The sequence below is a fragment of the Psychrobacter sp. K31L genome, assembly GCF_017942195.1.
GTDB classification, from domain to species: domain Bacteria; phylum Pseudomonadota; class Gammaproteobacteria; order Pseudomonadales; family Moraxellaceae; genus Psychrobacter; species Psychrobacter glaciei.
In genome coordinates this window covers 540,079-565,621 of the sequence record NZ_JAGKSC010000002.1, presented here as the reverse complement: position 1 = coordinate 565,621, position 25,543 = coordinate 540,079, and the positions used below count along the sequence as shown (strand labels likewise).

At 44.3% G+C, this 25,543-nt stretch carries 19 protein-coding genes; 15 read left to right on the top strand and 4 right to left on the bottom strand.

The window, feature by feature from the left end; genetic code table 11:
- Positions 1–104: 104 nt before the first annotated feature.
- The 11 genes from pilM to J5X94_RS05460 all read left to right on the top strand — a co-directional run bounded on the left by pilM (position 105) and on the right by J5X94_RS05460 (position 17,026).
- Complete coding sequence (gene pilM / locus J5X94_RS05510; RefSeq protein ID WP_210540517.1) at positions 105–1,160, top strand: type IV pilus assembly protein PilM; 1,056 nt, start codon at positions 105–107, stop codon at positions 1,158–1,160.
- The gene (locus J5X94_RS05505) at positions 1,160–1,819 is read left to right on the top strand and encodes a PilN domain-containing protein (RefSeq protein WP_189585774.1); all 660 of its coding nucleotides are present in this window, start codon (positions 1,160–1,162) and stop codon (positions 1,817–1,819) included. Before pilM ends, J5X94_RS05505 begins: the two co-directional genes overlap by 1 nt.
- Entirely contained in the window at positions 1,816–2,547 is a 732-nt protein-coding gene (locus J5X94_RS05500; RefSeq protein ID WP_010201707.1) for a type 4a pilus biogenesis protein PilO, read from the top strand. Before J5X94_RS05505 ends, J5X94_RS05500 begins: the two co-directional genes overlap by 4 nt.
- Positions 2,547–3,080 (top strand): pilus assembly protein PilP, encoded by a 534-nt coding sequence (locus J5X94_RS05495; RefSeq protein ID WP_010201706.1) that lies wholly within the window; start codon positions 2,547–2,549, stop codon positions 3,078–3,080. Before J5X94_RS05500 ends, J5X94_RS05495 begins: the two co-directional genes overlap by 1 nt.
- A 27-nt stretch (positions 3,081–3,107) precedes the next feature.
- Complete coding sequence (gene pilQ / locus J5X94_RS05490) at positions 3,108–5,468, top strand: type IV pilus secretin PilQ (protein WP_210540516.1); 2,361 nt, start codon at positions 3,108–3,110, stop codon at positions 5,466–5,468.
- A 165-nt stretch (positions 5,469–5,633) separates the two neighbouring features.
- A complete protein-coding gene (gene aroK / locus J5X94_RS05485; protein WP_026037374.1) occupies positions 5,634–6,194 on the top strand; it encodes a shikimate kinase AroK in 561 nt (186 codons plus the stop codon).
- A gap of 138 nt (positions 6,195–6,332) precedes the next feature.
- The gene (gene aroB, locus J5X94_RS05480) at positions 6,333–7,442 is read left to right on the top strand and encodes a 3-dehydroquinate synthase (protein WP_189585762.1); all 1,110 of its coding nucleotides are present in this window, start codon (positions 6,333–6,335) and stop codon (positions 7,440–7,442) included.
- 83 nt (positions 7,443–7,525) lie between these two features.
- Complete coding sequence (locus J5X94_RS05475; protein ID WP_210540515.1) at positions 7,526–8,632, top strand: hypothetical protein; 1,107 nt, start codon at positions 7,526–7,528, stop codon at positions 8,630–8,632.
- An 898-nt stretch (positions 8,633–9,530) separates the two neighbouring features.
- Positions 9,531–13,994 carry a glutamate synthase large subunit gene (gene gltB / locus J5X94_RS05470; RefSeq protein ID WP_210540514.1) on the top strand — a complete coding sequence of 1,488 codons (4,464 nt, stop codon included), beginning with the start codon at positions 9,531–9,533 and terminating at the stop codon, positions 13,992–13,994.
- A 192-nt stretch (positions 13,995–14,186) separates the two neighbouring features.
- Entirely contained in the window at positions 14,187–15,608 is a 1,422-nt protein-coding gene (locus J5X94_RS05465) for an FAD-dependent oxidoreductase (RefSeq protein WP_189585753.1), read from the top strand.
- A 206-nt stretch (positions 15,609–15,814) separates the two neighbouring features.
- Positions 15,815–17,026, top strand: a complete 1,212-nt coding sequence (locus J5X94_RS05460; protein ID WP_210540513.1) for an FUSC family protein — start codon at positions 15,815–15,817, stop codon at positions 17,024–17,026.
- 84 nt (positions 17,027–17,110) lie between these two features.
- On the opposite strand, the gene J5X94_RS05455 is transcribed toward J5X94_RS05460, so the two are convergent.
- Positions 17,111–18,244: an ABC transporter substrate-binding protein gene (locus J5X94_RS05455; protein ID WP_210540512.1), complete on the bottom strand. Its 1,134-nt coding sequence runs from the start codon at positions 18,242–18,244 to the stop codon at positions 17,111–17,113.
- Positions 18,245–18,602: 358 nt separating this feature from the next.
- Here J5X94_RS05455 and J5X94_RS05450 point away from each other — a divergent pair, with 358 nt between their 5' ends.
- Both J5X94_RS05450 and J5X94_RS05445 read left to right on the top strand, forming a co-directional pair.
- Positions 18,603–19,415, top strand: coding sequence for a 3-oxoacyl-ACP reductase (locus tag J5X94_RS05450; protein ID WP_210540511.1), 813 nt, complete (start codon positions 18,603–18,605; stop codon positions 19,413–19,415).
- A 51-nt stretch (positions 19,416–19,466) separates the two neighbouring features.
- Positions 19,467–19,727 carry a hypothetical protein gene (locus J5X94_RS05445; RefSeq protein WP_210540510.1) on the top strand — a complete coding sequence of 87 codons (261 nt, stop codon included), beginning with the start codon at positions 19,467–19,469 and terminating at the stop codon, positions 19,725–19,727.
- Positions 19,728–19,827: 100 nt separating this feature from the next.
- Here the strand turns inward: J5X94_RS05445 and J5X94_RS05440 are convergent, their stop codons facing one another.
- Positions 19,828–20,658 carry an HAD family hydrolase gene (locus J5X94_RS05440; RefSeq protein ID WP_210540509.1) on the bottom strand — a complete coding sequence of 277 codons (831 nt, stop codon included), beginning with the start codon at positions 20,656–20,658 and terminating at the stop codon, positions 19,828–19,830.
- Positions 20,659–20,915: 257 nt separating this feature from the next.
- Between J5X94_RS05440 and J5X94_RS05435 the strand changes: the two genes are divergently transcribed.
- Together J5X94_RS05435 and J5X94_RS05430 are read left to right on the top strand one after the other, a co-directional pair.
- A complete protein-coding gene (locus J5X94_RS05435) occupies positions 20,916–21,113 on the top strand; it encodes a hypothetical protein (protein ID WP_210540508.1) in 198 nt (65 codons plus the stop codon).
- A gap of 293 nt (positions 21,114–21,406) precedes the next feature.
- Positions 21,407–21,886 (top strand): BLUF domain-containing protein, encoded by a 480-nt coding sequence (locus J5X94_RS05430; protein WP_210540507.1) that lies wholly within the window; start codon positions 21,407–21,409, stop codon positions 21,884–21,886.
- Positions 21,887–21,968: 82 nt separating this feature from the next.
- Here the strand turns inward: J5X94_RS05430 and J5X94_RS05425 are convergent, their stop codons facing one another.
- Both J5X94_RS05425 and parC read right to left on the bottom strand, forming a co-directional pair.
- Complete coding sequence (locus tag J5X94_RS05425; protein ID WP_210540506.1) at positions 21,969–23,087, bottom strand: YecA family protein; 1,119 nt, start codon at positions 23,085–23,087, stop codon at positions 21,969–21,971.
- A 126-nt stretch (positions 23,088–23,213) separates the two neighbouring features.
- The gene (gene parC, locus J5X94_RS05420) at positions 23,214–25,520 is read right to left on the bottom strand and encodes a DNA topoisomerase IV subunit A (RefSeq protein ID WP_210540505.1); all 2,307 of its coding nucleotides are present in this window, start codon (positions 25,518–25,520) and stop codon (positions 23,214–23,216) included.
- Positions 25,521–25,543 lie beyond the last annotated feature (23 nt).

The window sequence follows — 25,543 nt, the reverse complement described above, 5'->3', positions numbered from 1 at the left end:
TAATAACTTATTTAAATGCTTGAATCTATCTGGTAAGTAAAGTATTGTACTAAAATATTACAAATCACTATCAGATTGTACACTTAATATAAGGTATAGAGTTTGTGAGGCTATTTACTTCCAAGAGTCGACATTTGATTGGCATAGATATCTGTGCTACTTCGGTCAAATTGGTTGACATACAGCGCCAACAAGGGATGTTTCATCTAAAATCCTATGGTATTGAAAGACTACCGGAAGGCGTAGTCGTTGACAAACTTCTTGTAGATACTGAGGCAGTGGGTAATATTATAGCTGGCTTGGCGCGACGCTGTCAGGTAGCGGGTAGCGATGCCGCCGCCGCCGTCTCAGGCTCAGCAGTGATCACCAAAATCATTGATATGGATATGGTGCTAAGCGATATTGAGCGCGAAGCGCAAATCCGTCTGGATGCTGATCAATATGTGCCTTATCCCTTAGAAGATGTCAATCTGGATTTTGAAGTATTGGGCCCTTCTTTAGTAAATGACGAGATGGTACAAGTGTTGCTTGCTGCCTCGCGCTCGGAAAATGTCGACCAAAGAGTTGATGCTTTAACCTTTGGTGGCTTGCAAACCAAGGTAATGGATATTGAAACACATGCCATTGAGCGTGCGTTCGGTTTGATGGCAGATAACTTGCCAAATATGCCAGAGATTGTCGCCTTGATCGATATCGGACACAACCAAACCACACTATATATCGCCAAAAATGGCGAATTTATATATAGCCGTGAACAGTTATTTGGTGGCTCTCAGCTCACAGAGGCGATACAAAATCGCTATGGACTATCGGCTGAAGAAGCAAATATTAGTAAACGCGCAGGTACCTTGCCTGATGATTACTATCCAGATGTATTGACCCCTTTTATAGAAAATACTATCCAACAAGTCACTCGCTCTCTACAGTTTTATTTTTCCTCGAGCCAATACAGTAGTATCGATCATATCGTACTGGCAGGCGGTAGTAGCTCTATTGCAGGTCTGGCCGGTATGGCGCAACAAAAACTGGGCGTGACGGTTAGTATTGCCAATCCTTTCACCAACATGACTATTGCGCCGCACATTGATAATGAGCAGCTGGTCATTGATGCCCCGAGTTTAATGGCCGCGTGCGGTCTTGCGTTAAGGAGCTTCGACTAATGGCTCGTATTAACCTACTGCCCTGGCGGCAAGAAGAACGCGCGCGTCGCAATAAAGAATTTCTTACTTTAGTAGTGGCGGTCACTTTATTTGCCTTACTAGCAGCGTTCGCTTCATGGAGCTATTTTAATAATGAGCTTGATGAACAACGCAATGCGAATGTACTGATTGAGCAAGAGAACGCTCGCTTAGACAAAGCATTGATCGAAATTGATAGCCTGGAGCAACGCCGTGAAGATATTATCTCTCGCATGCAGGTGATTCAAGATTTGCAAGGTCGACGACCTGTGCCTGTACGTCTATGGGATGATTTGGCCAAAGCCATTCCGCCTGCGCTTTATCTAAATAACCTAAAGCGCGAAGGCGATATCCTTACTTTGACGGGTCTTGCGGACAATCCAAATGTCGTATCAAGTTTGATTCGTAACCTTGATAGTAGCAAATGGATGGGCAACTCAGCGGTCAGCAATATTCAGCAAAATATTAGCGCGTATACACCAGCGCCTGCGCTTAATGAGCCGGTAACAACTGATGGACAGCCACGTCCCGTTTATCCTGAGGACAGTTACGTACAGTTTGTCGTAACGACCAAGGTGCAATCAGAGACTGCTGTAGCCGTTGATGCTGATGGTAGTACTGGGCTGGGAGGTGAGTTATGAAGCTGAGTCGTAAAAAAAGCCTAATCAAAACTAAAAAGAGCGCTGTCAATCCTAAAAAACAGTTTGACTTGAATGAGTTTCGCCGCAGTTTTGAGTCTTTGGATTCTGAAAACTACGGCAGCTGGCCAGTTCCGGTAAAGATAACGGTCATTGGATTTATCATTGCACTGATAGCGGCGCTATCGTGGGCGTTACCGATTAGCAGCAAGATTGATGAGATTACTGCGGCAGAAAGTCAGCAGCAAACCTTACTTGATAGTTACCGTGAAAAAGAATCACGTGCACGTCACTTAAAAACTTATCAAGCACAGGTTGTCCAGATGGAGACGGAGTTCAACACCTTACTTGACCAACTGCCAAAAGACACCCGCGTGTCAGAGCTGGTAGAGGGTATTAACATGACAGGTGTTGGCAGTAATATACGCTTCCAAGATATTTCTGTAGAGCCTGAGATTGAAAATGAATTCTTTATCGAGCAGCCTATTCGCATTGCAGCGTTAGGGGAATATCATCAGTTTGGTAGCTTTATCAGTGGTCTTGCTGCCTTACCACGCATTATTACGATGCACGATTTTGAAGTCAGTAATCCACAGCCTACTTTAGATGTGTTGCCGGAGCTGAATTTGGTATTACAAACCAAAACGTATCGCTCAAAAGAAGCGGCGCCTGAAGGTGAAGAGGCTGTTGCTACTGATGCCGCTACGACCGATGCTGCAGGAGGCAACTAATGAATATCAAAAAACTGCCCATGCTACTGATTTTGAGCGCTGCTGCTTTATCAATCACAGGTTGTAGTGATCGTATTGGTATGGCAGAAAAGGCGATGACCGATATTCGCAATCAGCCTGCTCAGCCTATCGAGCCACCGCCAAAAGCTGAGCTGGTAGAAGATTTTGTCTATAGTGCCAGTACGCAGCGTAGCCCGTTTTTGCCGCCAAGCTTAGTCAATGTACAAGGTCCTAGCACCTCTATCGATGGCGTACGCCCTGATATCACCAGAGTAAAAGAACCGCTTGAGCAATATGAGCTCTCACAGCTGACTTTTCGTGGCGTCGTAATTTCGCCAGAAGGTCAGCAGTATGCACTTGTACAACGTCCTGATGGTTCGGTTGCTAGTGTGAGAGTAGGTGATTATCTTGGATTAAATGACGGCCGTATTGTTGAAATCACGCCGACCCAGATTAATTTGATTGAAATTGTGCCAGACAGTCGCGCCGGGTTTATTGAAAAACCCCAGTCGCTGGTCTCCCCTATAAGTTAAGTCGGCAGATTTTTTGAGGAATAAATAATGACAGTACGCAATAACAAGGTAATGATGATGAGCAACCGCGTCTCTTCTGCTTTTGCCATTTCTGCATTGGCAATCAGCATGGTAGCAGTTAGTAGCAGCGCCCATGCCGCCCAGCGCATTAATAATGTCTCTGTGGTACAGACTGCACCAGCAGTGACACAAATGCGTTTAGGCTTTGTAGGTTTGCCAGTATTACCTGCCGCTTACCAGCTTGATGATCCTAGCCGTTTGGTGTTGGATTTTGAACAGGTGCAAAACGGACTTGCCAGTCGCTTTAACGAATACAATATTGGTATGGTAAATGATGTCACGACGCTAAGCAGTGACAGTACCACGCGTCTGATCGTTGGGCTTAAACAAGCGGGCAACTATACGACAGCGATTGATGGCAATGATCTGCTGTTGACCCTTACCGATCCCAGTCGCCCAGTCATCACCAATGACCCGATTCAAGACGTACTCAATGACAATAATGGCATTACCACGACGGCAGTGGTCACACCGATTGTAGAAACCAGTAGCGTGCCTGTCACTTCAGTGAGAACAGTCGCAACTAGCACGACCGTGGTGAATAACCAAGTGCCGACGGATACAATGGTCGTACGCGTAAATCCGCTATTAAATCCACAGCTTGCTGCCTCTCAAGTTAGTAAGCAGTATAGCTATGATGGCTTAACAGCGGTGAATTTTTCGGCAGGGAGTAACGGCGGTGGCAACGTCAGTGTTGCGCTTGCCAACGAAGCGATTCCGGTTGATGTACAGCGCCAAGGCAATAAATTGGTCATACGCCTAACTGGCAGCACGGTACCGAGAAACTTATTGCGTCGCTTGAATATTAATAGTGGTCTCGTTAGTAGTATTGATACCAAAAACCAAGGTCAAAATGGGGTTATCACCATTAACATGACTGAAGATTATGAGTATCAAGCTTACCAATCGGGTAACCAGCTAAATGTCAGTATCAGTAAACCTGAGCTGCTACGAGAGCCAACACTGGAAGAGAGAGTGTATAGTGGCGAAGCGCTATCCATGGAGTTCCAAGATGTTGAAATCCGTAGCGTCTTAGATATCTTAGCGCAGTTCACCGATATGAATATCGTCGCTAGTGATTCGGTGGCGGGTAACATCACCTTGCGCCTGATCAATGTGCCTTGGGATCAAGCGCTTGATATTATTCTAAAAAGTAAAAATCTGGGCAAACGTGAGAATGGCAATGTGATTTTAGTCGCGCCATCTACAGAACTTGCTGAACAAGAAGCGCGTGAGCTTGAAGCTCAGCAAGCGGTTGAATCTTATGCGCCACTGCGTACCGAATACATTCGCTTAAGCTATGCAAAAGCGCAAGATGTATTGACCCTTATTTCGCAAGGTAGTGGCTCATCTGGTGGCAGCAACACTGGCAATTCAAATGCTAATGACAACAATACCTTATTGTCTAATCGTGGAACGGTCACGGTTGATGAGCGTACCAATACTCTGATTATCAAAGATGTCGCGGATAGTATCGAAAATATCCACAATCTAATCAGCAAAATTGATATTCCGGTTCGTCAAGTGATGATTGAAGCGCGTATCGTTAGTGCGACTGATAGCTTTAGTAAAGAGATTGGTGTTCGTTGGGGTATCCTATCTAATGGCGCGGCGAATAACCGTAGCCTATTGGTCGGCGGTAGTAATCAAACTTTGGCAGATCTTAAGGATTTTGATATTGAAACGACGACTGTCAATGGTCAGACGGTTTCTTATCCTTCCTATGATATCAGCCGTCCCGATAACTTAAACGTTGATTTAGGCGTTGCCAATCCAGCGGGTAGTATCGCTTTTGGCTTGTTAAGTATGTCGGATGTGATGCTGGATCTTGAGTTGTCAGCACTGCAAGCTGACAATCGCGGTGAGGTCATTTCAACGCCGAAGATTTTGACAGCGGACAAACAAACGGCCAAAGTATCATCGGGTACGCAGATTCCTTATCAAGAAGCATCGGCCAGTGGCGCAACCACGACCAGCTTTAAAGAAGCAGCGCTAAGCTTAGAGGCGACGCCGAACATTACACCAGATGGTAAAATTGGCTTGCAACTTGTTATTACCAATGGCACGCCAACGATTATCAATAATCAGGTAGCGATCGCTGAAGATTCAATCTCGACCAATGTCATCGTTGAAGATGGTCAAACCATCGTACTAGGCGGGGTATTTAAAAACCGTACGACTAATGAGGTAAATAAAGTGCCTTTCTTAGGAGACTTGCCTTACGTCGGTCGTGCATTCCGTCGTGATGTCCGTAGTAACTCTAAAGAAGAGCTACTGATATTTGTCACGCCAAAACTGATCAACGATGGTGTGAGCCGTTTAAATTAATAATCGTGTTATCGGTTATGAATCAAAAAAAGCAAGCCCTAGTGCTTGCTTTTTTTATGGGTAAGTTTTTGTGCGTGCGTGGATTTTACTCATAATAATCACTGCTCATTACTAGCCAGAATATCAATGACGTTGTATCATACCTAATTTAGCTGAGTGAGTGTTATGGTGGAGGAATTACCGTCGGTATTTTTAGTGGGGCCGATGGGAGCGGGGAAGACCACAATTGGCCGACTGCTTGCCAAGCAGTTAGGGCGGACATTCGTAGATAGCGATTGGTATATCGAGTCGCAAACCGGCGCTGATATTGCTTGGATATTCGCTAAAGAAGGCGAAGCGGGCTTTCGTGAACGTGAGACACGTGCCATTGATGAGCTGAGCCAGCAAAAGCAGATTGTCTTGGCAACGGGTGGTGGTGCTGTCATGGCTGCTGAAAATCGTGAATTTCTTAAGCAGCGTGGTATCGTGGTTTATCTCAATGCACCAGTTGATGTGCAAATGGCACGCACTGCCAAAGATAAGTCGCGACCCTTATTACAACAGCCCAACCCCAGAAAAATATTGCAAGATTTATACAGTAAGCGCGATCCATTATACCGGCAAGTGGCTCACATCATTATGCCTACTGGTCATACGTATCCTCGCCATATGGTCAATCAATTATTACAGCAGCTCGAATCTTTGTGTTGCGCGCCTTCTATAACACCAGACTCTAAAGAAGATTGAAGATAAAAAATAATAGACTATGGCGTGTCCTCATTTTAATCCATTTAGCTCGCTATCGATTAAATTGAGGACACGCTCTAGATGTATAACGATACTCAGCTAATGTTACTTCACTAAAAAATGCTCAGGGAGACTTTCATGGCAACGGCACTGTTTCATGATGGCTTAACGGTACACACGCAAAGCCATGATTATCCAATCATCATTACTGAAAAATCTGCGACAGAAGCTAGCAGTATGGCGAAGCAAGTCGCACCTTATATTAGCGGTCGCCAAGTATTGATTGTCACCAATGATATTGTGGCACCTTTATACTTAAAATCGTTAGAAGATGAGCTAGCACAGCAATTTACGGTAAAGGTCTGTGTGTTACCAGATGGTGAGCAATATAAGAACCAGACGAGTATTGACCAGATTTATGATGCCTTAATGGCTGAGCATTTCAATCGTGATGTTACGCTTATCGCACTTGGTGGCGGCGTGGTTGGTGATATGACAGGCTTTGCAGCCGCCAGCTTTATGCGCGGAGTGAATTTTATCCAAATTCCAACCACGTTATTGTCTCAAGTGGATTCAAGCGTTGGTGGCAAAACAGGCATCAATCATGCCCAAGGCAAAAATATGATTGGGGCTTTTTGGCAGCCGCAAATAGTACTTGCTGAGATGAGTACGCTAAAAACCCTACCAGCGCGTGAGCTTTCGGCAGGTCTTGCTGAAGTCATTAAATACGCGCTTATCATGGATGCAGATTTTTTGACGTGGCTTGAGCACAATTTACCGGCAATGATGGCTTTAGATTTGGCGGTACTTGGCGAGGCGGTAAAACGTTGCTGTCAGTACAAAGCCGATGTCGTCGCCCAAGATGAAAGAGAGTCGGGTGTGCGTGCGTTATTGAACTTCGGCCACACTTTTGGTCATGTGATCGAAACCCATGAAGGCTATGGTAATTGGCTGCATGGTGAGGCCGTTGCCGCTGGCATGGTACAAGCGGCTGAGCTGTCACAAAAACTAGGCTGGTTAACGAATGAGGACGTGGCTCGTATTAAGCGCGTTTTGACATTGGCCAATTTGCCTATTACCCCGCCTACTATTGACGTACAAACGGCTTTAGACTTGATGGGTCATGATAAAAAAGTGAAACACGGACAAATCCGCCTTATTTTGCTAAAATCAATAGGTGAAGCTGTGTTGACCAATGATTTTGATGCCGAGCTTCTCACTGATGTCTTGTCACAACATAGCTCATGAGAACGTCAAATTTATTGATTGTCACTATATTGGTATGAGCACAGATTTAAAGCGTTTAACTATATTTCACCAAGGATCTCCTCATGGCAGCATCTAGCTCGTCGACTCGCACCGCTGGTCAGTCATATCGTCGTCAAGCACTGATTTGGTTGTTAGTGACCCTAGTGTTGGGCGTTGCTACGGCTTTGGTCTGGATGTTTAGTCAAACACCAGCGATGGGTGCCAAGATTGAAAATGCCCCGATATCAGCTCCGCAAACATTAAGTGCCGAACTTGAGCAGCCATTAGCCATTGAGTCGCTACATGAACTAGATACGGATGTACAGCCGATCAGTTTTGATGCGACGGTTCGTGATTTACGCAGTTATCCTGATGAGTTTAAAGACAAGCGTTATCTGCTGGCCAATAAAGGAAAATGGACCGTGCAGGTGATGAATGTTGCAGAAAACGAGGTGATTGTCAGTTATTTAGAGGGCCGTGAAGACCGTGAGAAGTTTTCTTACTTTCGCTATCTTGATGATAATAATCAGATCCGTTATATGCTGACTTATGGCTTGATGAGCAGTCCGCAAGAGGCTGTTGGTGCTGCCAAATTAATTGATTTTAGGCTACCGGCCAATGTGCGTGTCTTGCCTGAAGAAATTAATCGCTATGTCAGTATCATCGACAATTATGAACGCCCTGATCCGGTCAAAGACTTGAGTGCTAGACGCACACAATCTGTTAATTTGCGTCCAACCAAACGTGAATTGCCGGTGCGTCAGACAACGCAAGCTAATGATAGTGTCAATGAAAAAGCTGTCAGCAATAATGCCAATCGTGGCGGTCAAGAAGTAACTAATAGTAGTAGCGAGGAAAGTATCCGCCAGTCGGTTGATACTTCAGCGACCTTGTCGGTCAATGAAGAACGTACTGTTGGTAATGAATCACAATCAATCTCTGAATTACCGGCTAAAAACGAAAATGAGGCAAATAGGTCTAATCAGGACAATAAAACGCCTACGACATCAGGAACGGGTAATAATCCTATAAAAAAACCACCAGTGGTAGTAGCGCCAAAACCACCAAATACGAATAGCAGTAATGGTGCAAGCAATAATTCGAACGCTACTGGTCGAGTCGCCAATACCAATCCTTCAAAAAATAATAGTGACAGCATGAAGGCGCTAATAGAAGATAAAAGCAACTGATCCTTATTGATTGTTGATTTAATAATGAAACCCACTAACTGTCTTTGTTAGTGGGTTTTTTGATGTATTAGCACTCGTTTTGGCTGTTTTAAAGTGAGGTTTAGAGACAGCTAGGCTTTACGTTTCTTCGCAGTTAAGTCTTAAATTTCTCTCTTCGTATTAAGTTTTCAATACGGTTTTTCATTGTCCTATAACTAATAGTAATAAGTTGTCTTACAATTTATGGCTGATGAATCGATAGAAAAGACTAGATTTTTTGTTAAGCATTAACTAAGATGAGTATGGGCAACGCTCTGTATAGTTATCGTAAATAACGGTTTAACGAGCAGTCATTTAGTAACTTATTATTAGTGGTAAGATAGTTGCTTACTAAACGGTTGTCGCTTCAAGTGCGGCGATTGGCCCTCTATAGTAAGCTTATTACAAATCGCACAATCCCTGCTAGTGTCACTTCGATTAGGGTTACTAAGGCGCTTGTATATAGAGTGTCTGATATTCAATATTAATAAAATGCCATATTGTCGCATGCTCAACTAGCCGCGTACTAAGCCACGCTAGTAGGATGTAACACCAAGCGTTAATGAAAGTGCTAATGAGTGGGTAACTGGTATACAGGGTGTTATTTTACCCGGTTGCCATGGGCGGTTACTGACTGTTTATTGGTGCATTTTATTATTACACGAGTGGTCTGTTATTAGATTATCAAAGGATTGGTTGCCAAAGCACTGTGAGAGTTAGAGTTTCATCTTATTCTCACAGCATAACTGTCTACTGAGCATCGCACTATTTATTAATTCGAATATACGAATATTTACCTACCAGCCCGTTCTGCCTGCGGTCACCAGTTTATACTCCGCATTGGATATATAAGCTGCCCGTTTACTCAAAAGGACAAGCTATGTCAATGATCTCTTCCCATACGCATTTGGCCACGCCGGATGACTTTTCTGATAACTGCGGCTTTGGTTTGATTGCTCATATTGAGGGACAAGCCAGTCACGATTTGGTAAAAACGGCTATTCATAGCCTCAGCTGTATGACGCACCGTGGTGGTGTTGCTGCTGACGGTAAGACAGGCGATGGTTGTGGTTTGCTATTGGCGACACCCACGGCTTTCTTCAAAGACATTGCTCGCGAGCAACAGTTAGTAATCACAGATAATTTCGCTGTGGGTATGGTGTTTGTTAATCTCGACGAGTCCAAAGCCCAGTACAGTCAGCAGGTACTTGCTGATGAAATTATTACTGAAGGTTTAGAGATTGCTGGCTGGCGCGACGTGCCACTTGATCTAAGTATTGTCGGTGAGATTGGTCGTGAGACCTTGCCAGGCTTTAAGCAAGTATTTGTCAACGCACCTGACACTTTAGATGCGGAAGATTTTAACCGTAAGCTGTTTGTAGCCCGCAAAAAAGCAGAGCAGCGTTTGGTGGATGATGAGCTGTTTTATGTGTGCTCGCTGAACTGTCAAACGATTATTTACAAAGGCTTGGTAATGCCTTCCGATCTACCAGCGTTTTTCTTGGATTTACAAGATGAGCGTTTGGCCTCGCATATCGTGGTGTTCCACCAGCGTTTTTCAACCAATACATTGCCGCGCTGGCCATTGGCACAGCCATTCCGTTATCTTGCCCACAATGGTGAACTGAATACCATCACGGGTAATCGTAACTGGTCTAAAGCACGTACGCCAAAATTAAAATCAGACAAACTGCCTAACTTAAATGAACTGACGCCATTAGTGAATAGCACAGGTTCGGACTCATCAAGCTTAGATAATATGCTTGAAGTACTGATGTCTGGTGGTATGAACTTGTTCCATGCAATGTCGATTCTGGTACCACCTGCGTGGCAGAATGTTGATAGTATGGATATGGATTTGCGCGCGTTTTATGAATTTTATTCGCAGCATATGGAAGCGTGGGATGGTCCAGCAGGTCTTGTGATTCAAGATGGACGCTATGCGGTCTGTATGCTCGATAGAAACGGCCTGCGTCCTTCACGTTGGGTAACGACCAAGAACGGCTACATTACCGTTGCGTCAGAGGTTGGCGTTTGGGATTACTCGCCACAAGATGTATTGGCAAAAGGTCGAGTCGGACCTGGTCAAATGCTGGTCATTGATACGTTGACCGGTCAAGTCTTAGATACGACTGCCATTGCAACCTTACTAAAAACGGCTCATCCATATCGTAAATGGCTACGTGAAGAAGCAACACGCGTCCGTGATGATGAGCGCTTAGAAGAAACCTTGGCAGCGCAAGCTTGCCGTGGTGATAAGCTAAAAGCCTTACAGAAAATGTATCACATCACCAATGAAGAGCGTACAGAAATCATTCGTCCTAACGCTGAAAATGGTCAAGAGCCAGTTGGTTCGATGGGTGATGATACGCCAATGGCGGTACTGTCGCAGCAAATTCGCCATGTCGGTGACTTCTTCCGTCAGCAGTTCGCTCAAGTAACCAATCCACCAATCGATCCACTACGTGAATCCATTGTGATGTCGCTACAGACCTGCTTAGGTGCGGAAACCAACGTATTTGCGCCATCAGCTAGAGACGCACACCGTATTATTTTATCGTCACCAGTCTTGTCAGCCAGCAAAATGCAGCAGCTTGAAACCTTAGATGATTCGGCGTTCAAAATGGCGCGCATTGATCTGAACTATGACCGTACTGTAGAGCTGTCTGATGCTATCGTGGCTATTTGTGAGCAAGTAGCGACTAGCATCCGTGCTGGTAACACGCTGATCGTATTGTCTGATAAAGATATCGATGCCGACAAAGTACCAGCCAATGCCATCATGGTTACGGGCGCTGTGCATCACTATTTAATTGGGCAAGGTATTCGTACTGATGCCAACTTGGTGATTGAGACAGGTCTGGCTCGTGACTCGCATCAAATAGCGGTATTGATTGGTTTTGGCGCGACCTGTGTGTATCCGTACTTAGCTTATGACGTCATCGATGATTTGGTTGCCACTGGTGAGCTATTGGGCGATCCGATTCAAGCGCGGGTTAATTTCCGCAAAGGCTTGGATAAGGGACTGCTAAAAATCTTATCAAAAATGGGTATTTCTACCATTGTTTCTTATCGCGGTGCGCAGTTGTTTGAAGCAGTCGGCCTCTCAGAAGAAGTCGTCAATTTATGCTTTAAAGGCGTACAAAGTCGTATCAAAGGGGCTACCTTCGCAGACTTAGCTGCCGATCAAGCGCAGCTAGCAGCGAATGCCTTTAAACGTCGTGCGCCACTGGATCAAGGTGGTCTGCTGAAATTCGTCTTTAATAAAGAATACCATGCCTTTAATCCTGACGTGATTAACAGCCTACATACCGCTGTACGCACGGGCGATTATGACAATTATCGTAATTATGCCAATTTAGTAAATAGCCGTCCGGTCGCCACTTTGCGTGACTTATTGCAGTTAAAGACGGACAATCCTATCGATGTCAATGACGTCGAAGATATCTCCAAGATTTTGACCCGTTTTGACTCGGCTGGTATGTCGTTAGGCGCGCTATCTCCTGAAGCGCATGAAGCCATTGCTATGGCGATGAATACTATTGGTGGTCGCTCAAACTCTGGTGAGGGCGGAGAAGACCCAGTACGTTATGGTACCTTGCGCAACTCAAAAATTAAGCAAGTAGCCTCGGGTCGTTTTGGTGTAACTCCAGCGTATTTACGCTCAGCAGAAGTGATGCAAATTAAAGTGGCGCAGGGTGCTAAGCCGGGTGAGGGTGGTCAGTTGCCGGGTGGTAAAGTCAATGCCTTGATTGCCCGTCTGCGTTATTCAGTGCCGGGGGTGACGTTGATTTCACCGCCGCCGCATCATGATATTTATTCTATTGAAGATTTGGCGCAGCTGATTTTTGACTTAAAACAAGTCAATCCAGATGCCTTGGTTTCGGTCAAACTGGTCTCACGTCCGGGTGTTGGTACTATCGCTACTGGCGTGGCAAAAGCCTATGCCGACTTGATTACCATCTCAGGTTATGATGGTGGTACCGCCGCTTCACCATTGTCGTCTATCCATCATGCTGGCTCGCCGTGGGAGCTAGGTCTTGCTGAGACGCATCAGTCATTGCGAGTCAATGGTCTCCGAGATAAAGTGCGTATCCAAACGGATGGCGGTCTAAAAACTGGTCTGGATGTGGTCAAAGCGGCTATCCTTGGTGCTGAAAGCTTTGGCTTTGGTACGACGCCGATGATTGCTGTTGGTTGTAAGTATTTGCGTATTTGCCATTTAAATAACTGCCCGACTGGCGTTGCCACGCAAAAAGCCCAACTGCGTGATGAGCATTTCATCGGCGAAGCGGAAATGTTGATTAACTTCTTTAAGTTTGTCGCTACGGAGACACGCGAGTGGTTAGCGGCATTGGGCGTGCGTAGTATGGAAGAGCTGGTTGGACGTACAGACTTGCTTGACGTGCTAGAAGGCAATACTGATAAGCAGCGCCATTTAGATTTATCACCGCTATTATTTAGCCATCCGGCCAGTAGTGGCAAAGCGCAGACCTGTCAGGTAGAGCGTAATGAGCCATTTGATAAGGGCTTACTTGCAGAGCAAATGATTAGTGATATGCTGCTCAATATTCGTCAAGGTAATGGCGGCGATTATAGCTATTTTGTTGGTAACTGTGACCGATCTATCGGTGCTCGTATTTCTGGCGAGATTGCACAAGTATGGGGCAACCTGGGCATGAGTGATATGCCGATAAAACTTCGTTTGACTGGTACAGCAGGGCAGAGTTTGGGCGTGTGGAATGCTGGCGGCTTGAATATTGAGCTTGAAGGCGATGCCAATGACTATGTTGGAAAAGGCATGGCAGGTGGTGAGATTGTCATTTATCCGCCAGAAGGCTCAAACTTCATCGCACAAGAAACAGCCATCATCGGTAATACCTGCCTATATGGTGCAACTGGCGGTAAGCTATATGCCGCTGGTACCGCAGGTGAGCGTTTCGGGGTTCGTAACTCTGGTGCGCATGCAGTCATCGAAAGCACAGGTGATCATTGCTGTGAATATATGACGGGCGGCATAATGACCATTCTTGGGCGTACTGGTCTCAACTTCGGTGCTGGTATGACGGGTGGCTTTGCTTATGTGCTCGACATGGAAGGGGATTTCTTTGATCGCTGTAATCATGAATTGATTGATTTAAACCGTATCTCAAGTGAGCAGACGGAAGGTCATCGCATTCATTTACAACAAGTGATTGAGACCCATGTAGAGAAAACTGGTAGCGCGTGGGGTCAGACTATTTTGGCTGACTTTGAGCATTATGTTCGTAAGTTTTACTTGGTGAAGCCAAAAGCGGCAAACATTGCGAGTCTCCTTAAAACCACAATGGCTGACCCACAATAGCTTGTATTAAGTTGATTCAATCAATTAATTTAATCAGAGTCGCCAGCGTTCCGTTTTAAGACACGTTTTAACTCACAGGTTTCGAGTAGGCAAGTGGCAGCAACGACATAGAGCTCCTAAGTCCTGATGTATTAAGCATCGTTGCTTGCCACCACCCATCATAGAAGAGCCTTATATTAAAGAGATAACACCATGGCAAAACGCTTAGAAAATAGCTTTCAGTTTTTAGATGTACCTCGGCTTGAGCCGACCAAAAAAGACATCGCGACGCGCTCAACAGAGTTTGTCGAGATTTACAAACCGTTTGAGAATGAATCAGTGGCACAGCAGTCGCATCGCTGTCTTGAGTGTGGTAACCCGTACTGTGAGTGGAAATGTCCAGTACACAACTACATTCCAAATTGGCTCAAACTGGCGACAGAAGGTCAAATATTTCAAGCAGCAGAATTGTGCCACCGTACCAATACCTTGCCTGAAGTATGCGGACGAGTTTGTCCACAAGACCGTCTGTGCGAAGGTGCTTGCACGTTGAACGACGGCTTTGGTGCAGTGACGATTGGTAACGTCGAAAAATATATCAATGACACCGCTTTTGCACTCGGTTGGCGTCCAGATATGTCTGAGGTGGTATGGACAGACAAAAAAGTCGCGGTTATCGGTGCAGGACCAGCAGGTCTTGGCTGCGCAGATATCTTGGTCAGAAATGGCGTAAAACCTGTCATTTTTGATAAACGTCCTGAAATCGGAGGCTTACTGACTTTTGGTATTCCTGAATTCAAAATGGAAAAAGACGTCATGCGCAATCGCCGTGTGATTTTTGAAGACATGGGTATGGAATTCCGCCTAGAAACAGAGATTGGCACAGATGTCACTATCGATGAGTTATTGGCTGAATATGATGCAGTCTTTATGGGTATGGGTACGTACACCTATATGCGCGGCGGCTTTGCTGGCGAAGAACTGACAGGCGTTTACGATGCGCTAGATTACTTAATCGCCAATGTGAACCGTTGTAATGACTGGGAAAAAGATGCCGAAGAGTATATCGACTTCAAAGGCAAGAGAGTGGTGGTATTAGGTGGCGGTGATACAGCGATGGACTGTAACCGTACCAGTATTCGTCAAGGTGCTGAGCAAGTGGTCTGTGCCTATCGCCGTGATGAAGAAAACATGCCTGGCTCACGCCGCGAAGTGGTCAATGCTCGTGAGGAAGGCGTTGAGTTTTTATTCAACCGTCAGCCTACTGAAATCATTGGCTTAAATGGCAAGGTCAATGGCGTAAAAGTAGTCACTACGCATCTAGGTGCGCCGGACAACCGTGGTCGTCAGCGTCCTGAGCCGATTCCTAACTCTGAAGAGATCATCCCATGTGATGCCGTCATTATGGCATTTGGTTTTAGACCAAGTCCTGCTGATTGGTTTGAGTCTCAGCAAGTGGCGATGGACAGCTCTGGTCGCGTATTGGCCGCAGAAAAACAAACCTTTAAATTCCAGACCCAGAATCCTAAAATATTTGCCGGTGGCGATATGGTGCGTGGCTCCGACTTGGTCGTAACCGCTATTTGGGAAGGCCGCGAAGCTGCGGAAGGCATCCTCGACTATTTGGAAGTTTAGTCAGATTTATTAAACTCAGCAATTTATAAGTAGCGTTTGAACATGAACGTCTTTTGTCTTTTGATAGGCAGGAGACGTTTTTTTTGATTAATGCTATTGTAAATAGAGAATCGACTGCTAGCATGTTTGTGAGTAACCTAGGTGATTTATCATTTATCTCGCTTATCAACTAAAACTCGCTTAACCACTAAAAAGAGTAGCCTTGCGTGAAACCAACCCTTTATCAGCATGTTACTGCGCCATTTATTGAGCCTTATGTCCGCTACCAACATGCAGATGTTTTGCATGCCATACGCTTAGGCACCGCTATAATACTGGCTTTGTTAGTCAATAAAGTCACTAACTTCCCACATGGTGAATGGACGACCATTACGGTTTTTATCATCTTGGGATTATTACAGTATCAAGGCGCTATCTATACCAAAGCGAAAGAGCGCATACTGGGTACGCTATTTGGTATTGGCACTGCCTTTGGGGTGTTGTGGTTTAATCAAAACGCAGGTGCATGGCTATGGGTGGACTATGCGCTCATCGGTCTATTAAGCGGTATCATTGGTTATTTAGCGGTCAGAAAGCTTGGATATACAGGGCTATTGACGGGTATTACCATGTTGATGATTGTCTCTGATCTAGGTAACAATAGTATCGGTCAAGACGGCATCTACCGCGCTCTGAATATCTTGCTTGGTACTGGCGTTGCGGTAGCCGTGACACTGATTTTACCGCTCAAATCGACCTTGATGTGGCGGTTTTTGTTGAGTAGTAACCTTGACGCTTGTAGTAGTCTCTACGCTGGCGTCGGCCATCATATTGACGCAACGGATGGAGTAGTGGAAGACTCTGTGCAAAAGTTGAACCCAGTAGCCTTTTCTATTGAGGAAGTGCCCGTTGATAGAGCATTGGTCACAGCGCTACAGCAGATCAATAAACGCCTGCTGGCTGTGCGTCCACATATCGCTGCGACAGCGAGCGAATCAGGGATCGAACAAGAAACGCTAGAGACGATTCAACGTACTCATCGTAATATCATCGGCACGATTGATTTATTATTAAGTGCCGCGCCGCGCTTGGCGAATATTGAAATCGATGAAGAGAACCATGTCCTATTGATACATTATCAGCATGAGCTGACCCAAGCCATGCATCATATGGCCGCGGTATTACGTAGTCCAAGCGATGAAGTGTTTCGACCCATTACTCGTATTGCCGTCTCAGAGTACCCAAGCGTACAGCACTTGGCATTTGAGTGGCAAGGGTATTTTTGGTTGACACAAACTTTGCAGACCCAGCTGCAGCAGTTGAGCGACTTGCTACAAACGACTAAGCCACACTGGTTTGCAGCATCTGGTTTGGGCTATCAGCGCCGTGAGCAGCGCAGGATAAAAGAGCATGGTGGTGAGACAGATCTCCATTTATAACACATAAAAAAACGCTGACCATTTAAGGTCAGCGTTTTTTATTTTTAAAAGTATGCTTTATTTTAAAGTACTAAATCAAAACTATTAACGACCAGTTTTTAGCTTATCCCAATACTGCTGATACACTTGCAATGCTTCATCACCGACATCTTCTTGAAATTCCGCTTTTGCCAGTACGTCTTTGGCAGGGTAAATCGTTGGATTGTTTTGGACGCTCTCATCCATCAGCTCACGTGCTGCTATATTTGGCGACGCATAGCCAATCTCTTCACTCACGATTTTTGCATTTTCAGGACGCAATAAGTAATCAATAAATTTGTGTGCTGCATCTACTTGTTTGGCATTTTTTGGAATGACAAAATTGTCCATCCATAAAATAGCGCCTTCCGTTGGATATTTATAAACCAAGCTGGTCAGACCTTCGTCATTGGCCATGACTGCCTCGCCATTCCACGTCATACCGAGCGAAGTTTCACCTTCGATGTACGGCATACGTGTGGCATCAGAGTTAAAGGTTTTGACGTTCGGCATCAACGTAGTGAGCTTATCGTAAGCGGCTTTGATTTCGTCAGGATTTCTACTATTGCCTGAGTATCCAAGAGTCAGTAGTGCCATACCAAAGACTTCGCGTACGTCGTTGGTGAGCATCACTTGACCTTTATACTTAGGATCCCATAGGTCATTCCAGCTATTGACGGTTTTAGGGTCGACACTGTCACCATTAATCGCTAGACCGGTGCTGCCCCACATATAAGGAATAGAGTATTTGTTTTCAGGATCGACTTTAGTATTGGTAAATGAAGTATCGAGGTTTTTAAAATTGCTCAATTTAGACTTATCCAGCTCTTGCAACAGTCCTTCTTTGGCCATTTTTTCGACATAATAAGTCGATGGAATTGCTAAATCATATTGGCTAGAATCATCCAGCAGTTTGAGTTTGGCGTACATCGCTTCGTTAGAGTCAAAGGTGGTGTAATTGACCGAGATGCCAGTCTCTTCTTCGAAACCATCTAAAATCTCTTGCGGCATATATTCTGACCAGTTATACAGATTGAGCGTCTCATTACTCGCCGCTGCGCTGCCATCCGCTGCATTGTCAGAGTTGCTACAGCTGGCAAGCACTAAGCCGACAGCCGCCGCTAATAATGCTTTTGGCACTATGCGACCGATACGAGCCGAGGTATTAATGGTTGGATGGGACGATGATAAATGGGTCAAAATATCTCTCCTAAATAAAGATGATGCAAATCAAAAAAATTGATAAAAATGGCAAGATGATAAATGCCTAATGTCGCCAATAAAACTATTATGGTTATCGCTTTGCACAATTTAAAGAGCTATCTTCAAGACAGTACTTAGTAATACTAATAAAGGTAGCGAGTCGTGCCAATCAAATGAGTATTAAAGCTAACTTAAAGGCAGCCAATGTTTGGTAGGGCTTTTAGAAAATCGCCAACAGTGAATCGAGAGAAGGCAGTATATAACCATGCTATGATTAACGCAGGCCAAAACGCGCTAAGCCCTTAATTCTCATAATACTAAATAACCATACCACAATAATAAAGGATGCAACATCATGACTCAAATTACCTCGACTCACAGCACCTCAGTGATTCCTGCACTGCTCACAGAAAAAGTCGCTATCGTTACGGGAGCCAGTCGTGGACTGGGCGCACAGATTGCTCAGCAAATGGCAGCAGCAGGCGCAATCGTTTGTGTCAACTATCTCAATAGTGAAGAGGCAGCTAATAGAGTGGTTGCTGACATCATAGCGGCGGGTGGGCAAGCATTTGCATATCAGGCAGATGTCACCGAGCTTGAGCAAGTACAAGCAATGGCGGCTGAAGTCGTCAGCCGTCATGGTCGTATCGATGTATTGGTCAATAACGCCTTGCCAAATTATCAGTTTAATCCCAGTGCCGAGTACACCAGCATTGAGACCGTCAAATGGTCGCATTTCTCGCAGCAGATAGACGGTATCGTCAAGGGAGCGGTCAATACAGTACAGGCCGTATTGCCGCAGATGAAGGCACAGCAGATGGGTAAAATTATCAATATCTCAACCAACCTTGTTTATAATCCAGTAGTCACCTATTACGACTATACCACTGCTAAATCAGCATTGATTGGGCTGACACGCAATCTCGCTGCGGAGCTAGGGCAGTATGGTATTCGCGTAAACTTGCTGGCAGGTGGTTTGCTTAAGACCACCGATGCAAGCAGTCTAACCACCGAAGAAGTATTCGATTATATCGCGACCACCACGCCGCTGCGTCAAGCGACTTCAGTGGCTGACTTTGCCAATTCTATATTGCTCATGGCATCAGATTTGAGTTCGGCTATTACTGGACAGTCGATCGCTGTCGATGGTGGTTTGACCATGCCTTAACAATGCCTTGATTGGCTAGTATCATTTGATTGAGTTTAGAAGAGGAATGAGATGAATAATCGTAAACGTACTGGGATTATTACGGCTGTGCTTGGTATCGTCGCTTTTATGGCACTGTTCAATGCTGGCTCACCGACCGCTATCATTGATTGGCCAGTTGAGACATATATGAGTTTGGTGTTTACGATTGGTTGGTTGAGTAGTGTGCGCAATTGGTTGGCTTATGTATTGGCGGCTGTGGTGCTTATTTTGATTATTGTCGGATTTTATAAAATTGGTGGTTGGGTTCATGGCTTAATAGTAAGAAGATAAATTTCACTAACTTTTCCTATTAAAATTGATCTTGCACCCACAGCTTATCGCCTATGAAAGGTTGTAGCGTGTAACAGTTATCGCACGCTACGGTCTATTTTTATAATGCTACATGCAATCGATCAAGCACCGCTTGTATGCCGTACTCTTCAATCGTCCCAGTGACAAAGTCTGCACGCGCAATCAATTCTTGCTTTGCATCACCCATCGCTACCGCATAGCCGACCAAGTCAAACATCTCTAAATCATTCATTCCATCGCCGAACGCCATACACTCACTGGCATCTACCGCATAATATTTGCACACATCTTTGATACCTCGTGCTTTAGACGCATCGGCTGGGAGTATGTCTGCACCAATCTGATGCCAGTGCACCAGTTTTAAATCATACTGCGCAAAATCGACGTCTTGCATTTTTTCTTGTTGATTATTAAAAAATACCGAGCACTGATAGACAGTGTTTAACTTGTAATACTCAGGGTCAACGATAGAGTTGGGTGTGACAGCATTGAACTCGCGCAAACGGTCATTTTCACCTGACCATGCGATATGGGTTGCCGAGTCAAACTTATGAATCAAATCACTCTGCTGGCACAAGCGCACTATTTTATCTGTTTGTTCAGCGGACAACGGATAGTGGCTAATTCGACCGCTTTTATCAAAGCTATACTGTCCATTCATACAAATAATGGCATCTAAGACATCAGCTTCGAGCAAGGCTAAAATATCTGCTGGCAATATCGCTTTGGAGCGTCCCGTTGAAATCACCAGCTTAATACCAGTACCTGCAAGCTGCTCAAGGGTCGCTTTGTTGTGTTCGGCAATGATGCCATTGCGGCTCAAAGTATCATCGATGTCAAAAAAGATGATTTTAGGTGTCGAGATTTTAGTGGTCATACTTTCTTTGGCAATCTTATCTTCGATAAACATGATGATCCTATTATTTTTAGTCGTTTCAATACCAATGATTTAGATACTACTACAACACACCCAAAGAGATAAATAACTATCGAGTAACCTGTGATGCTGAAAATTTGGCTACTGATGCAGTATTTGCTTTGCTGGTGGTGCGATCAATTAATACTTATTCGAAGGATTAACAAAAATCCTAAACGATATGATTAACTTAACAGTGTTGATTTATTATAAGGTTATATTTAATTATTAAAATTAATTTATAAGATGAGATGGATTGTTTTTATTCCTATGAGGTGCCAGTAGGGATTGAGATGGTCGCAGAATACCGTAGCCGTAAAGGCGAGGTGGGTGGTGCATATAAACCGCCTTGCTCAGGTGGCAAAAACCATCTATATACGGTAGATGTGCAGGCATGGCAAGGCGATAGTGTCCTTGCTGAGACAACGGTTGAGATGGGTCGCTATTGATGCTTTACGTTACAAGATAGTTTCTATTTTAGGCTTAAATTGCGGTTGATAGGCTAATATAGATTAGACTTTTGAACGATTAGAATAATACTATTACACTGATTTTGACAACTTTTATAGTACTATTTTACTGTGATAGATGCTGCGTGCTATCCCGTTAAAATTTTTATGCTATGACTCTAAAAAATCATGATAGCTGATAAAAAATCGGTCAAAATCCAAAATTTTATTGATTATATTTTATAATAAAGTGTATCTTAGTTTAGGTAAGCATTTTATAAATAAGGTTTCTTATGCATACAACGACAAGCCATACTCCAGAAAGCAAAAAAAGAAGTGGCGAGCATATTCTTATCAAAATGACATATATCGCCAAAAATGTCGACCTAGATTCGGGGATCGAGCTGACTCGTGCACTTGAGTATTGGCGCAGATATTTTGAAGAAAACGATATCGTTTCAGCTTTAGTTATTAGTGAAGGTTATTTCGTTCAAAGTTTTCAAGGGACAAGGCCTGCTATCAATACTGCCTTAGAAAAAATACTTGACGAGCACTCAGCCATTTTTCCCAATATCGTTAATATAGAGGAAATAGAATCGCGTCAATGGAATGGGTTTTTAGTCAAACATCTTACGTCAAGCGCTGAAGATGAAGAGTATGCCCTAAAAAGCTTCTCAGCAGGTTCTGACTATAATCCCTATCTAATGACAAGTACTCAGATTGAAAGCTTTTTGACAGCAGTTTTTGAAGATGCTGACTCTAAAAAGTCTTAAATAAGTTCTCTATTCTGATTGTCGTAAAAAAGCCGTCTATACCGTGTATATAGGCGGCTTTTTTGTCCAATAAAAGGTATTGTTAAAAATTTATTTTCCTAATACTACCGATATCCCATCCTGAAAAATTGATACCATCATCAACTAGTAAAGTATCATTATTGGGCTCGAACGGACTTACCCCTGACATGATAAGACTATTTATTTTATCTTTTTGTCCACTCGATAAACTATTCCACCATACAGGTGAAATAAATGTATTTTCAGCAACTCCAAAAAAGAACCTTATTAGCGCACTAAAAATTTTGTTTTCTTTCAAAGCTAGTAGTGAGTTGATAAAGCTTAATACTTTAGTAGAGGTTTTTAACCAACTAAAAACCACATATCCTTTGCCATCACTAGAAAATGAATTAAAAACTAAGTGCTCAGCAACAATACTTAGGTCACCTAAATCTTGGATTAAATTTCCATCAAAGTCATTTATAGGTGCAACAATTGAAGAAACAGCAACAGGCATAGGTGATGTTGAATCAATAATAAGATGGCTTAAATTGCCAACTGATTTTCCTAGGAGCTGATCATCAAGTTCAGATTTAAGTTCCGATAATTCTGCGAGAGCAGCATTGAGCGCTTTCTGTTGATCTGCAACAAAATTTTGAATAGATAATTGACCCAATAGGTGCTTACCTTTATCACCATTTTTAGCAAACTCGGAATTGTTAAGCCCACCTTCTTTAGCATAAAGCTCTTTCGCTACTGAACGATACATCAGAGCTAAACACTGTTCGTCATCTCCAACAAACTCTTTATCTTCGATACAAGAAAAAAGAGATTTGTCATGTGTTGAGCAGAACCCTTTAAATGTGGATGCTTGATTAATACCTATTTTTTCAGGAACTAGCTTCCCTTCATTTTTTATTATATTCGCTAAGTTTATTTTTAGTCCTAAAACATGATTACTTTGATCTGCAATTTCTTTTAGACTACTACTTTTTGAAACGGTATGAGCATTAATGATTTTTTTACTGCACTCATGTTTCAAATCAGCAGGAACATAACAACACTTTCGTAAAGCGTTTTTCTGACTATGACTAATAGCCTCGCCTTTACTCACAGGAGTCTCATTCTCGCGTCCATTGTGGCAACGTTTAAATTTCTTTCCTGAGCCGCACCAACACTTATCGTTACGTCCTGTTTTCATAGGTTTCTGCTTATATTTAATTTGCTAAGAAGATATTCGATGTTACATAGGCCGGGTGAAGTTTATGATATCCAACACTACGAAAATGTAAGCTAAACGTTTAACATGTTTGAGGATTTAGCTAAGTCACCCAACCTCAACACTCGTCACATTTTGAAAGCCTCTTGGCAACTGCCCACCACGATTACCACGTACACCCTTATAGTTGGCCAAGTCATTTGGCTTGAGTGTCACATGACGTTTGCCAGCAGTAATAATAAGGCTGTCTTGCTGACTGAGTGGCGTGATAGTAAGCACCTCTTCGCCATCTTTCAACTTGATAAGTTTGTTGCCTTTGCCGCGAGCTTGCTCAGGTAAATCATCGAGGGCAAATATCAATAAATATCCTGCATTGGTCGCGACGGCGATATGGTCAGGTGTCACGCGTATACTACTATTTTCACCTTCGGCATTATTAGCTGTTTCTACAGACGCATCAATACGTGCAACAGGGAGCAATCGGCTATCAGTGGCTAGGTTAATGACATTTTTCCCTGCCTTTTGATTGCTATCGAGATTACCGATGGTATTGATAAAACCGTAACCTGCAGAGCTGGCGAGTATGATGCGTTGTGCGTCAGCACCCGTTAGTAGCTGCTCAAAGCTGGCACCGGCTGGTGGTTTTAATACGCTAGTCAACGGGTCGCCTTGACCACGCGCCGAGGCGAGATTGTGCGCATCGATACTGTAGCTGCGTCCAGTGCTGTCGAGCACGTAAATCCTTTCATTAGATTTACCGCGTACGTGCGCTTGATAGCTGTCACCTGAGCGGTAGCTCATGCCAGCGGCATCGACGTCATGACCCTTAGCAGCACGAATCCAGCCTGCTTTCGATAGAATAGCGGTGACAGGCTCGCTTGGTACGAGGTCAGACTCTTTTAATGCTTGTGCTTCTTCGCGTTCTGCCAATGGTGACACACGCTCATTACCATGTTCTTTCATATCAGCTGTCAGCTCATCGATCATCAGATTGGTCAGACTGTCTGGGTTGTCTAGATACTCTTGAATGATGGCGCGTTCGGCAGCCAGTTCATCTTGCTCGCGACGCAGCTCAATCTCTTCTAACTTTGCCAACTGGCGCAGACGAATATCCAAGATAGCATTTGCTTGAATATCAGTTAGATCGTAGTCCTGCATCAATGTTGCTTTTGGATCGTCCTCTTCACGAATGATGCGAATCACTTCATCAATATTTAGATAAGCAATCAGCAAACCTGCCAAGATGTGTAAACGCTTATCGATTTTATCAAGACGATATTGCAAGCGGCGCGTGACCACAGAGCGGCGACAGACTAGCCACTCATCAAGGATTTCTTTTAGGTTTTTGACCTGCGGTTTACCATTTAAGCCAATCATATTCATGTTGACGCGATAGTTACTTTCTAGATCCGTACTGGCAAACAGATGGCTCATGACGCGATCGACATCGACCCGTGTTGATTTTAGCTCAAGCACGATACGGCAGGCATTTTCGTGATCTGACTCATCATGAATATCAGTAATCCACGGCAGCTTTTTATCGGTCATGAGCTTAGCGATTTGCTCTTGGATTTTGTTGCCTGAGACTTGGTAAGGCAGCGCATCGATGATGACGAGATTCTTTTCTTTAGGGTCAACATGGAACGTCGCACGCATTTTATAGCTGCCACGACCAGTCTCGTACATCGCTTGCAAGTCTTTTTTACTGGTAATGATTTCAGCTGGCGTTGGCAAATCTGGCGCTGGTATCGACTGGGTAAGCTGCTTAACTGACAGTTCTGGGTTTTTTAATAGACGAATCGCTGCGCGTACTACTTCATTCAGGTTATGCGGCGGGATATCCGTCGCCATACCGACCGCGATGCCTGTTGTACCGTTCAATAGAATATTGGGCAGGCGGGCAGGTAGGGTGGTCGGCTCTTGCATCGTGCCGTCAAAGTTATCTTGCCACTCGACTGTGCCTTGTCCGAGTTCTGCCAGTAAGGTATTGGCATAAGCAGACATTTTGGCTTCTGTATAACGCATCGCCGCAAATGATTTTGGATCATCTGGGCTACCCCAGTTACCTTGACCGGTGATGAGTGGATAGCGATAGCTGAACGGCTGCGCCATCAGTACCATGGCCTCATAACAAGCACTATCACCATGCGGATGGTATTTACCCAAGACGTCACCGACGGTACGTGCGGACTTTTTGGCTTTGGCAGTTGATTTTAGCCCCAGCTCGCTCATGGCGTAGACGATGCGGCGCTGTACTGGCTTTAGGCCATCAGCGATGTTTGGCAGCGCCCGATCCATGATGACGTACATGGCATAGTTGAGATAGGCCTGCTCAGTGAACTCTGCGACTGAGCGAGTATCCATCGGTTCAGTGGGAATGATTGGGACAATCGTATGATCAATAACATCAGACATAAAATAGGATTCACTTATCAGTT